Origin of the sequence: Kangiella geojedonensis (assembly GCF_000981765.1) — a bacterium.
GTDB lineage: Bacteria > Pseudomonadota > Gammaproteobacteria > Enterobacterales > Kangiellaceae > Kangiella > Kangiella geojedonensis.
On record NZ_CP010975.1, the window covers coordinates 813,158 to 824,892 of the forward strand.

The window sequence follows — 11,735 nt, forward strand, 5'->3', positions numbered from 1 at the left end:
CTATGTTTTCCCCAGTAAACAACTTAGAAAAAGTCTTCGCAGTATTAAAGCCTAACCAAGCCGTCGAGAAAGTGACCGTTACCCCTTCTATCTATCAAGATCTTGATGAAAACTTTAATCACTTTAAAGATCATCAGCTCGTTTCGATGTATGAGTTTTCAGAGGATTGGAGCTCTTGGGAGATTCATCCTAAAGGCGATGAAGTCGTTGTGCCTCAAAACACATGGCACACCGCCCGAACTAAAACAACGACCAAAGCTTTATTTATTACGCCCGGCGAAGGGACTGAGAATAAAAGCGTTTAATGAGGATTGAGTATGAAAAGTATTTTATTATTAATTGGTTTGCTTATTTCCCCATTAAGCCAAGCTAACGAGTCTGAAACCCAAGTCGTTAAGAGTTTTGTAGAGGCTTATAATCAGCAGGATTTAGAGGCGATGTTAGATCTTACGACTTCTGATGTAAGTTGGATGAGTGTGGAGTCAAAGGAGCTTACTATCATCACTGGCAGCAAAGAGCAGTTAAACAAGGCAATGCAGGGCTTCTTCGCTAGTGGCAGCCATGGGCGATCTGAAATACTCAGCATTCAAGGCAGTGGCAACTTTGTACATACTGTTGAAAAAGCCATTTGGTTATCAGAGGGTAAAGAAAAAAACCAATGCAGCTTTGCAATCTATGAGTTAAAGGAACATAAAATACTCAATGTTTGGTACTATCCTGCACACCAGTGTACAGCGTAAGTTTTAGAGTTAAGTTCCTGTACAAGACAGCGCTGTAAGTTAAGGCGCTATAAAGGCCTAGAACTAGCCCAGGCCCTTATAGAGCTAATCTAATTAATAAGCGCCTTCGCTGTATATTAGTTCATAGCTGTGACTGTAGATTTCTAAGATGTTACCGAACGGATCTTCCATATAAATCATGCGGTATGGCTTTTCTCCTGGGTAATAGTACCTTGGTTTTTCCATGCGTTTTTTGCCGCCAGCTGCCACAATTTTTTCTGCGAGTTCTTCAACGTTGGGGTCTTGCACACAGAAGTGGAATATCCCAGTTTTCCAGTACTCAAAGTTATCCTCGGGATTTTCTTGGTTGTTGAATTCAAATAACTCAACGCCAACTCGATCGCCAGTCGAGAGGTGAGCAATGTTGAAACTTCCCCAGCCTGGACCAAATACGTCAGTGCACATTTCACCAATGGCACTGTTATCTTCGGTAATCTTGGTCGGTTCCATGATTTGATACCAGCCCAATACTTCAGTATAAAATTTTACGGCGGCCGCTAAATCAGGTACAGAGATACCGATGTGAGAAAATGTTCTAGGGTATACAGAGTTCATAATTACTCCTCATGTCTTTAATGTGAGGCTAGTTTACGATGCACAAATAATCATGTTAAATTATGATTTATCATTAAAATAATAATTTTACGTTATGATTGTGGTCTATTATGATTAATATGGTTTGGCTTAAGACATTTTGTGTTTTAGCCGATAAAAAACATTTCACGCAAACGGCTGAGCATTTGCACATGACGCAGTCTGGTGTCAGCCAGCATGTGAAAAAACTTGAGGAAGCTCTTAATTCAGAGTTGTTACTCCGTGAGGGCAAAGGTTTCACTTTGACAGAAAGCGGACAGTTATTGTTGGCTGAGGCTGAAGAATTGCTTGAAAAGCTTGATGGGATAGAACTGAAGATTAAGTCTGATCCGGAGTTCGCAGGTGAAGTGCGGTTAATGTCGCCGGGTAGTGTCGGGACTTTGCTTTACCCTGAGCTACTGTGTTTGCAGCAAAGCCACCCTGAGTTGGTATTTGATTACCGGTTTGCGCCGAACGATGACATTCAGCAGGCCTTAATTGAGGATAAGATTGATATTGGTTTGGCAACAATACCCATAGACACTGAGTGGGTTATTTCCAAGCAGGTTGCAAGCGAACCGCTATTGTTAGTCACTCCCAGTACGGTTCAACACGTTGATTGGGAAAGCTTGCAAGCTTTGGGGTTTATCAATCACCCGGATGGTGAGCACCACGCTCGTCAGCTTTTGAGTAAAAACTTTCCTGAGTTTGAACATATCAGCCAGCTTAAGCAGTCAGGTCGTATTAACCAAATTCATTTAATTCTTGAGCCTGTGAGCAAAGGACTTGGCTTTACAGTACTACCCCAACATGCCGTTAAAGCATTTCAATCTCAAGACTTGATAACAGCATATGAGTTAAGCACCCCTGTGAGCGAGGCGTTATACCTCTGTCAGAGACGTAATAAGGTGCTTCCTAATCGAGTTAAGAATATTATCAGTGAAATTAATACGTTGTTGTCTGCCTAGCATTTACTCTTGGCTATAAGCCGCAAACACTTCTTCGCCGGTCATCATTTTGGTTTGGTTGGCGAAGTCGTAATAGGCTGGCTTTTCATCGATAAAGATTTGGGTGGTGAATTCAGCGCTGTCTAAATGATCAAGACTATCGAAAAGCCCTGCTGGCATGATGTATTGATTGGCTTCTTTGAGTCGGTAGAAGAGGTGAGTACCGCACTGATTGCAAAAGCCTCGCTCAGCCCATTCAGATGAGTTGTAGACTTTAATGTGGTCTTCTCCTTCAAAGTTGACATTGGTTCCACAGTCGATTGCGAGTAGCGGGCCCCCCGCCCACTTGCGACATATGGCACAATGACAGGAGTCGATGTGAGGTTTTGCTTCTGCGACGTTAATGCTAACTTTCTTGCACAAGCATTGGGTGTTGAGGTTGATGGTAGACATAGTCAATCCTTTATGATTTGCCAATAATAACCAAAGTTACCGCAAGCGCCTTTAAAAGCAAGATTTTTTGCTGCGATCTCTTGCATATTTCACTAATTCCACCATAATCGACCACTTGTCTTAATTTTTTGTCAAAACCCTTGAAATACCGTTGGGTAGAGCGGATTTTGGCGATAAAATACAATTTATTTAATCATTCATTGAATAATAGGCCATTCGTAGGGCTTATATTCGAACAGAGAGATTTACAATGCCTGTAATTACCTTACCTGATGGAAGTCAACGCGAGTTTGATAAAGCCGTTTCTGTACACGACGTAGCGAACGATATTGGCCCTGGTTTAGCAAAAGCTGCTTTAGCTGGAAAGGTTGACGGTAAGCTCGTTGATACGAGCTATGTCATGGACTCTGATGCTCAGCTAGCGATCATTACTGAGCGTGATGAAGATGGCTTAGAGATTATCCGTCACTCAACAGCGCACTTATTAGCGCAAGCGGTTCAGCGTTTATTTGACAATGTCCAAGTGACTATCGGTCCAGTGATTGATCATGGTTTCTATTATGATTTCGCGACTGAGACGCCGTTTACTGAAGACGATTTGCGTGCCATCGAAAAAGAAATGGAGAAAATCGCTAAAGAGAATCTTCAAGTCGAGCGCACTGAGATGGAGCGTGACGAAGCGGTTGCTTTCTTCCGTAACATGGGTGAAGAGTACAAAGCAGAAATTATTGAGTCGATTCCAAGCAATGAAGCGTTATCCTTATATCGCCAAGGCGACTTTATCGATTTATGCCGTGGACCACACGTCCCTAGCACCTCAAAGTTGAAAGCGTTTAAGCTGATGAAGGTTGCTGGTGCATATTGGCGTGGTGACTCGAACAACGAAATGTTGCAGCGTATTTACGGCACGGCGTGGACTAACAAGAAAGAACTCAAGGCTTATTTAAGACGCCTTGAAGAAGCTGAAAAGCGTGATCACCGCAAAATTGGTAAGGCTTTAGACCTGTTCCACTTACAGGAAGAAGCGCCGGGCATGATTTTTTGGCACGATAAAGGCTGGTCAATCTACAAAACGCTTGAGCAGTACATTCGTGACCGTTTAAAAGAACATGATTATCAAGAAGTAAAGACACCACAGATTGTGGATCGTAGCTTGTGGGAAAAGTCAGGTCACTGGGATAAGTTTGGCGACGATATGTTTACGCTTGAATCGGATCAGCGAGATTATGCGATTAAGCCGATGAACTGCCCGTGCCACGTACAGATTTATAATTCAGGTTTGAAGAGTTACCGTGACTTGCCATTGCGCATGGCTGAGTTTGGCTCGTGTCACCGTAATGAGCCATCAGGCGCTTTACACGGCATTATGCGTTTGCGTAACTTCGTACAGGATGACGCACATATATTCTGTACTGAAAATCAAATTCAAGAAGAAGTCTCGAAGTTTATCGAGATGTTGTATGACGTGTATCGTGATTTCGGCTTTACCGACGTCATTGTGAAGTTGTCGACTCGCCCAGAACAGCGTGTCGGTTCCGATGAAGTGTGGGATAAGGCAGAAGCTGCTTTGGCTGATGCTTTGAAAGCGAACAATATTGAATTCGAATACCAGCCAGGCGAAGGCGCCTTCTATGGTCCGAAACTTGAGTTCACTTTGAAAGACTGCTTAGAGCGTCACTGGCAGTGTGGTACTATCCAAGTTGACTTCTCGATGCCGGGTCGTTTAGGCGCGGAATTTGTCGCTGAAAGCGGTGAAAGAGAAGTTCCAGTGATGCTTCACCGAGCAATTTTGGGATCTTTAGAGCGTTTTATCGGTATTTTAATCGAAGAATACGCTGGAAAATTTCCTGCTTGGTTGGCCCCAACACAGGCCGTCATCATGAATATTACCGACAAACAGGCCGATTTTTGCCAAAAAACAGTCGATTCCTTGAAAAATAAGGGATTTAGGGTAAATTCGGACTTGAGAAATGAGAAGATCGGCTTTAAAATTCGCGAGCAGACATTAGCACGTGTTCCGTTCTTACTTGTAGTCGGAGATCGTGAAGTTGAAAATGGTCAGGTTGCCGTCAGAACCCGAGAAGGTGAAGACCTAGGTAGCATGAGCATAGACGCCTTTGCTGAGTTGCTCGAAGCGGAAGTCGCTAAGCGAGCAAGAAAAACTGAAGCTCAGGCCGAATAATTTGACTTAATTTTAACCAATTAGAGGATTAGACACATTAAAAAAGGTCAAAAGCGTGACGATAGACAACGCATAAATGAAAATATTCGAGCGAAAGAAGTTCGCTTAATTCAAGCCGACGGCGAGAATGTTGGTGTGGTAGATACCAAGGACGCTCTAGCGCAGGCTCAAGCCGCGACGCTAGACTTAGTCGAAGTATCTCCTGATGCGAATCCTCCAGTCTGTAAAATTATGGACTTTGGTAAATACTTGTTTGAGCAGAAGAAAGCGAAAGCTGCTGCTAAAAAGAAACAGAAAGTTACCCAAGTTAAAGAAATCAAGTTTCGCCCAGGGACGGATATAGGGGACTATAAGGTAAAACTACGCAACCTTATACGTTTCTTGGAAGATGGGGACAAGACGAAGATCACTGTCCGCTTCCGTGGTCGTGAGATGGCGCACCAAGAACTCGGAATGGAGTTATTGAAGCGTGTCGAAAAAGACCTGGAAGAATACGGTTCAGTTGAGCAACGTCCATCAATGGAAGGTCGTCAAATGACGATGGTGATTGCCCCCAACAAAAAGAAGTAATTGAGCTTTCGGCTTTTGCCCAAGGGTAAAACCGAATAGAAGTTCGCAAGGCGCTTACTTTACTTCAAAGGTTGGATAAATCGGCTTAACAGCTGGCTTATCCGTTTTATTAACTCATCATGAGCTCCAGACGACTGCCAGCAATGATAATTTTGCTTAAGCAGTGGCCATGACAGTAATCAATGCGAGTATATTACTATGCCAAAGATGAAAACTGACCGCGGTGCTTCGAAGCGTTTCAAAAAAACTGCTTCGGGTCGTTATAAGCACAAACAATCACACTTGCGTCACATTTTGACCAAGAAATCCACTAAGCGTAAGCGTCATTTGCGCCACGGCAAGCTAGTTGATGCCGCGGATACAAAGCAAATCGATCGTATGCTTCCTAACGGATAATTGGTGAGGATTAAGAGATGGCAAGAGTAAAACGCGGCGTGACAGCTCACGCACGTCACAAAAAAGTTTTAAAGCAGGCTAAAGGTTATTACGGTGCACGTAGTCGTGTCTATCGTGTAGCTAAACAAGCTGTAATTAAAGCGGGTCAATATGCATATCGTGACCGTCGCCAACGCAAACGTCAGTTCCGTTCATTGTGGATTGCACGTATCAACGCGGAAGCACGTACACACGGTTTGTCTTATAGCCGTTTTATCAATGGTTTGAAGAAATCAAACATTGAAGTTGATCGTAAGATGCTAGCAGAATTGGCAGTTTTTGATAAAGTAGCTTTTGCTGCTTTTGCAGAGCAAGCTAAATCTGCCCTAGACGCTTAATCTAAGCACTCTGTTCTTTGGTTTGATACTAAATTAAAGAATAGCATTTGTTACCAAGGTTGTTTTTACGGTTATTGTTAATACGATCAAGGTAACAAACGATTAAAGTCTTAAAAGGAAGGGCAGTAATGCTCTTCCTTTTTTTTTGCAAAGTTACTTACTGGGCTAGAGCGAAGAGAGTAACTTGAGCAAACCAGAAAGTTCTACGACTAAAATACGACAAACTATGAGCAAATATCATGGCTGATTTACAAGAAATTATCCAACAGGCTGAACAAGAAATCAGTGCTGTTGAGTCATTACCTGAATTAGAGCAAGTTAAGGCTCGTTTTGTGGGTAAGAAAGGATTAATCACTGCGCAAATGAAGCAGATGGCAACCTTACCACCCGAAGAAAAGCCAAAATTTGGCGCTAAGGTGAACGAAGCAAAGAAAGAAGTGTTTGGCATCATTGAAGCTAAACAGAACGCCATCAAAACAGCCGAAATTAACGCTAAACTAGCCAGTGAAACGATTGATGTCACTTTGAGTGGTCGTAACTCAGAGGCGGGTGGTGTTCATCCTGTAAACCGCACCTTGAGACGTATTGAGTCTTATTTTGGTCAAATGGGTTTTTCTGTAGCAGAAGGGCCTGAAGTGGAAGATGACTTCCATAACTTCACCGCGCTAAACATTCCTGAGCATCATCCCGCTCGTGCCATGCACGATACATTCTATTTTGATGCGGGCCGCTTATTAAGAACGCACACATCGCCTGTACAGGTGCGTGTGATGGAAAATGCTGAGCCGCCGTACCGTATTATTGCCCCAGGCCGTGTTTATCGTTGTGATTCAGACTTAACGCATACCCCGATGTTCCATCAGGTCGAAGGCCTTTTGATTGATGAGAGTACGACTTTTGTTGATCTCAAAGGCGTTCTTTATGAGTTTGTGACGCACTTTTTCGAGAAGGACCTGGGCGTACGCTTCCGTCCGTCTTACTTCCCGTTCACCGAGCCTTCAGCGGAAGTGGATATTGAGTGTGTCATGTGTAGCGGTAAGGGCTGTCGTGTCTGTAGCCATACTGGTTGGTTAGAAATCCTAGGCTGCGGTATGGTTCACCCGAAAGTGCTTGAGTCGGTTGGCGTTGATAGCGAAAAGTATACTGGTTTTGCTTTTGGTATGGGCGTTGAGCGTTTAACGATGTTGCGCTATGGCGTAAATGACCTGAGGTTGTTCTTTGAGAATGATCTTAACTTCCTTAAGCAATTCAATTAGTTGGGTGGATAAGAATGAAATTTAGTGAACAGTGGTTACGTGAGTGGGTAAACCCTGAAATTTCCACTCAGGAATTAGTCGATAAATTGACCATGGCTGGCTTAGAAGTCGATGGTTTTGAGTATTTAGGTGATAGTTTCTCTGGAGTTGTGGTCGGTGAAATTGTTGCGGCAGAGCAACATCCCGATGCGGACAAATTACAGGTTTGCACCATCAACGTTGGTGATGCCAGCGATGAAGAGTTACAAATCATTTGCGGTGCGCCGAATGCGCGCAAAGGTATTAAGGTCGCGGTGGCGATGATTGGTGCTGTTTTACCGGGTGATTTTAAAATTAAGAAAGCTAAGCTTCGTGGCGTACACTCTTTCGGTATGTTGTGTTCAGAAACCGAGTTAAATATTGGCGATGGTAGCGATGGAATTGTTGAGTTACCGCTCGATGCACCGTTAGGGCAGGACTTAAAAGAATTCTTCAACCTTGATGATCATGTTATAGATGTTGATCTTACGCCAAACCGTGGTGATTGCTTAGGTATTCGCGGCATCGCACGTGAAGTAGGTGTATTAACCCAAGAAGACGTTAATTTTGTTGAGCCGAAAGCTATCGCAAGCGAAGTCAGCGATAAACTCGATGTTAAATTAAGTGCGCCGCAAGCATGCCCACGTTATTTGGGACGTGTCATCAAAGGCATCAACCTGGAAGCGAAGACACCGCAATGGATGGTTCAACGCATCGAACGCTCTGGTGTTCGCTCGATTGATCCTGTAGTCGACGTGACGAATTATGTGTTACTGGAAATGGGGCATCCAATGCATGCCTTCGATCTAGCCAAGATCGATGGTGTGATTGATGTTCGAATGGCTCAAAAAGACGAAAAGTTAACACTGCTTGATGGTCAAGAAGTTGAGTTAACTGAAGATACTTTGATGATTGCAGATAACTCGAAACCACTTGCGATTGCCGGTGTGATGGGTGGTGAGCACTCGGGCGTTAATTCTGAAACCAAAGATATTTTCTTAGAAAGTGCTTATTTTGACGCGATTGCTGTAGCTGGTAAGGCCCGTCAATATGGCTTGCATACCGATGCGTCGCACCGCTATGAGCGTGGCGTGGACTATGAGTTGCAAAGAACCGCAATGGAGCGAGCGACTGAGTTACTACTTGAGATCGTTGGTGGTCAGCCTGGCGCTATTATTGAAGCCGTTGATAAGAGTGCTATGCCAGAGAAGCGTCACTTAACGCTTCGTCGTGAGCGTATTGAGCGTGTTGTTGGCGTTGCTTTCGACGACGAACAAGTTGAAGATATACTAACGCGCCTAGGTTTAGGCCTGACGTCAAATGAGCAAGGTTGGGATGTTTCGGTGCCAAGCTTCCGATTCGATATTGATAACGAGGAAAGCTTGATCGAAGAGTTAGTCCGCGTTTATGGCTACAACAACTTACCGATTCGCAAGCCTCAAGGCGAAATGGCGATGTTCATGCAGAATGAAAGTCGTGTGTTTAAAGACTTGCTACGTGATGTGTTGGTGACTCGTGGCTATCAAGAGGCAATTACTTATAGCTTTGTTGAGCCTAAGCTACAGGCGGTTTTAGAGCCTGCGATGACACCTTTGCCTTTGATGAACCCTATTTCCAGTGAAATGGGCGTGATGCGTACCAACCTGTTACCCGGCTTGGTGCAAGCGGCTCAATTTAATGTCAACCGTCAACAGAGCCGTATTCGTTTCTTCGAGATGGGTTTACGCTTTGAAACGAACTCAGAAGATGCTGAGTTACAACAAATTCCAACCCTTGCCGGTATTGTCGGTGGTCGTCGCTATATTGAGTCATGGGATGGTGATGCGCGTAAAGTTGACTTCTATGATGTGAAAGGTGATTTAGAAGCATTATTGAATGTGACAAAGCATCGCTTTGAGTTTGTACCATCGGAAAGAAGTATTCTTCACCCAGGGCAGTCCGCAGATATAAAGTTTGGCGGAAAGAATGTTGGGTACGTTGGTAAGTTGCATCCTGAAATTCAACAAAAGGTTGATTTGGATATGGATGCCTTTGTATTTGAGATTGATTTAGAGGCTTTATCCGAACGAGAATTACCAAAATTTGCGCCATTAATGAAATTCCCGTCGATTCGACGCGATCTTGCTGTGATCGTTGACGAAACCGTAAAAGGTGGGGAATTAATTGATTTTATTGTAAAAATTGGTGGTAATTTACTGACAGATGCCTTTATTTTTGATATATACAAAGGTGAGCATCTTGAGCAAGGAAAGAAAAGTGTTGCTTTGGGTATGACATTACGTCACCCAGAGAAAACTTTAGAAGATGCGGAAATTAATTCTGTTGTAGATAAAGTGGTCTCAAGATTAGCTGAAGAGTACAAAGCGGTTCTTAGAAACTAGTACTCGAACTGAGTACATGAACTCATCTAGAAAACCAGAATCTACAAGTGAGATAGCGGAGATTGATTATGGCACTAACAAAAGCGGACATGGCAGAACGTTTGTATGAAGAGCTAGGCTTGAATAAGCGTGAGTCAAAAGAAATTGTAGAAGCTTTTTTTGAGCAAATCCGCGATTCCTTAGAGCAAGGGTATAATGTCAAGCTCTCTGGCTTCGGTAATTTTGAGCTGCGTGATAAAGCGCAGCGTCCTGGTCGTAACCCAAAAACTGGGGAAGAAGTTCCGATCAGCGCGCGACGTGTTGTCACGTTTAAACCTGGGCAAAAACTTAGAGGGAAAGTAGCCGATTATGTTGGAACCGAGCAATAATAACGAATTACCAGCAATTCCAGGCAAGCGGTACTTTACGATTGGTGAAGTCAGTGACCTATGTGCGGTAAAGCCGCACGTTTTGCGTTATTGGGAGCAAGAGTTTGATCAGCTTGACCCTGTGAGACGTGGTAATCGTCGCTACTATCAACGAGAAGACGTCTTAATCGTTCGTCAAATACGCTCTTTACTGTATGAGCATGGTTATACCATTGGCGGTGCTCGTCAGTGCTTAGAAGAAGGTGGAGACGTTGATTCGCCCGTAGAAAAAGCTCAGATCGACGAAATCATCGAAGAGCTAGAGAAAATCAAACGATTCCTTTCTATTTAGATCAGCATTGTATAAGTCTAATTTAATATTGTAATTTCTCAGGAAAACGGTACTATGTCGCCGTTTTCCAAACATTCCCTTTCTTTTTGTCGGAGCGTGGCGCAGCTTGGTAGCGCACTTGCATGGGGTGCAAGGGGTCGGAGGTTCAAATCCTCTCGCTCCGACCAATCAATTTTTAGCAATCAATGCCTGTTTTTTTGACTTTCTTACATGCTGTAATCGCTAGAAAGTCATACACTTGTCATGGTCAGACCAGATGGCTTGTCAATTTACAAATAAATTCAATAGGTTATAGACTTTTGGGTATAAAAAATTTCAGAAAAGCCCAATTCTTTGTTGCTTTTTTAACCAGTTGAAGTATTATTCTGCGCTACGGAAAGTAGAGCCTTGATCCTTTGAAGGATTTCTTTATTTTTCATAATTCTAGTGTCTTTCTAATAATAAAGTTGTTAAGCTTTGAGATATATCCTGCGTAAATAATCAGTGAGTTTTGCTCATATTTGCATTTTTGATTGTATAATATGCTGACACAAGCTGTTATTTGGATGAAAAACAGACGAAAATAGTTGTCGAACTATACTTTTGAGATTTAGTTCTCGTTGCAAGCGTGCAGTAGTTCAAATTATAAAAGATTGTGAAATGTAATTTTTCACCTTCTTGCGCTGAGACTATAAGAGTATACTTTGTATCTATTAAAGGCGTTGGCTTAATTATTAAATGATAATTATTTTAAAGCCTTCACAAGATTTTGATTTATATTGATTTAGGATAGGGTTGTCAGGAAATTGAACTGGAAGGGAAAGCAAAATTTAAAAGCTGTTAAATTTCCTGACAGTCGAGATGCTAGCTAACTTAACATGTAATTGCAATGCATCTTTTGAAAAGTGTGAAACAATGCTCGTTAGTTAGGAGGTTAAGGGATTTTGTAAACCTAATAATAAGTAGCCTTGTGCGCTTTGCTGTATTTAGGTATTGATACGCAACATGCCTTTCACTGGGGATTAGTGTTGTGGACGGAGTTGGATTACAACAACTTCTTTATAAAATCAAAGCACTGTTAGGCAGTCGCTTTGTTTTAGCATTTATTAGGTTGGGTAGACTTAA

At 42.9% G+C, this 11,735-nt stretch carries 13 protein-coding genes and 1 tRNA gene; 12 read left to right on the forward strand and 2 right to left on the reverse strand.

Annotated features, from left to right (window positions below):
• Positions 1-2: 2 nt before the first annotated feature.
• Positions 3-305, forward strand: coding sequence for a hypothetical protein (locus TQ33_RS03695; protein ID WP_046560867.1), 303 nt, complete (start codon positions 3-5; stop codon positions 303-305).
• A 12-nt stretch (positions 306-317) separates the two neighbouring features.
• Positions 318-740 carry a nuclear transport factor 2 family protein gene (locus TQ33_RS03700; protein ID WP_046560868.1) on the forward strand — a complete coding sequence of 141 codons (423 nt, stop codon included), beginning with the start codon at positions 318-320 and terminating at the stop codon, positions 738-740.
• Between the two features lie 93 nt (positions 741-833).
• On the opposite strand, the gene TQ33_RS03705 is transcribed toward TQ33_RS03700, so the two are convergent.
• Complete coding sequence (locus TQ33_RS03705) at positions 834-1,334, reverse strand: lactoylglutathione lyase family protein (RefSeq protein ID WP_046560869.1); 501 nt, start codon at positions 1,332-1,334, stop codon at positions 834-836.
• Positions 1,335-1,444: 110 nt separating this feature from the next.
• Here TQ33_RS03705 and TQ33_RS03710 point away from each other — a divergent pair, with 110 nt between their 5' ends.
• Positions 1,445-2,320 (forward strand): LysR family transcriptional regulator, encoded by an 876-nt coding sequence (locus TQ33_RS03710; RefSeq protein WP_046560870.1) that lies wholly within the window; start codon positions 1,445-1,447, stop codon positions 2,318-2,320.
• 3 nt (positions 2,321-2,323) lie between these two features.
• Here TQ33_RS03710 and TQ33_RS03715 read toward each other — a convergent pair whose 3' ends face one another.
• Positions 2,324-2,752, reverse strand: a complete 429-nt coding sequence (locus tag TQ33_RS03715; protein WP_046560871.1) for a GFA family protein — start codon at positions 2,750-2,752, stop codon at positions 2,324-2,326.
• 250 nt (positions 2,753-3,002) lie between these two features.
• On the opposite strand from TQ33_RS03715, the gene thrS reads away from it, so the two are divergent.
• The 9 genes from thrS (at position 3,003) to TQ33_RS03760 (ending at position 10,798) form a co-directional block, all read left to right on the forward strand.
• The gene (thrS, locus tag TQ33_RS03720) at positions 3,003-4,934 is read left to right on the forward strand and encodes a threonine--tRNA ligase (protein WP_046560872.1); all 1,932 of its coding nucleotides are present in this window, start codon (positions 3,003-3,005) and stop codon (positions 4,932-4,934) included.
• A gap of 36 nt (positions 4,935-4,970) precedes the next feature.
• On the forward strand, positions 4,971-5,504 hold the full coding sequence (gene infC, locus TQ33_RS03725) for a translation initiation factor IF-3 (RefSeq protein WP_071841090.1): 534 nt from the start codon (positions 4,971-4,973) through the stop codon (positions 5,502-5,504).
• A 198-nt stretch (positions 5,505-5,702) separates the two neighbouring features.
• Positions 5,703-5,900 (forward strand): 50S ribosomal protein L35, encoded by a 198-nt coding sequence (rpmI, locus tag TQ33_RS03730; protein ID WP_046560874.1) that lies wholly within the window; start codon positions 5,703-5,705, stop codon positions 5,898-5,900.
• A gap of 17 nt (positions 5,901-5,917) precedes the next feature.
• Positions 5,918-6,277, forward strand: a complete 360-nt coding sequence (rplT, locus tag TQ33_RS03735) for a 50S ribosomal protein L20 (RefSeq protein WP_046560875.1) — start codon at positions 5,918-5,920, stop codon at positions 6,275-6,277.
• A 239-nt stretch (positions 6,278-6,516) separates the two neighbouring features.
• Positions 6,517-7,533, forward strand: a complete 1,017-nt coding sequence (gene pheS / locus TQ33_RS03740; RefSeq protein WP_046560876.1) for a phenylalanine--tRNA ligase subunit alpha — start codon at positions 6,517-6,519, stop codon at positions 7,531-7,533.
• A 14-nt stretch (positions 7,534-7,547) separates the two neighbouring features.
• Entirely contained in the window at positions 7,548-9,932 is a 2,385-nt protein-coding gene (gene pheT, locus TQ33_RS03745; RefSeq protein WP_046560877.1) for a phenylalanine--tRNA ligase subunit beta, read from the forward strand.
• Positions 9,933-10,000: 68 nt separating this feature from the next.
• Positions 10,001-10,300 carry an integration host factor subunit alpha gene (locus tag TQ33_RS03750; RefSeq protein ID WP_046560878.1) on the forward strand — a complete coding sequence of 100 codons (300 nt, stop codon included), beginning with the start codon at positions 10,001-10,003 and terminating at the stop codon, positions 10,298-10,300.
• Positions 10,281-10,631: a MerR family transcriptional regulator gene (locus tag TQ33_RS03755; RefSeq protein WP_046560879.1), complete on the forward strand. Its 351-nt coding sequence runs from the start codon at positions 10,281-10,283 to the stop codon at positions 10,629-10,631. Before TQ33_RS03750 ends, TQ33_RS03755 begins: the two co-directional genes overlap by 20 nt.
• A 90-nt stretch (positions 10,632-10,721) precedes the next feature.
• Positions 10,722-10,798, forward strand: a tRNA-Pro gene (locus TQ33_RS03760).
• Positions 10,799-11,735: the final 937 nt, after the last annotated feature.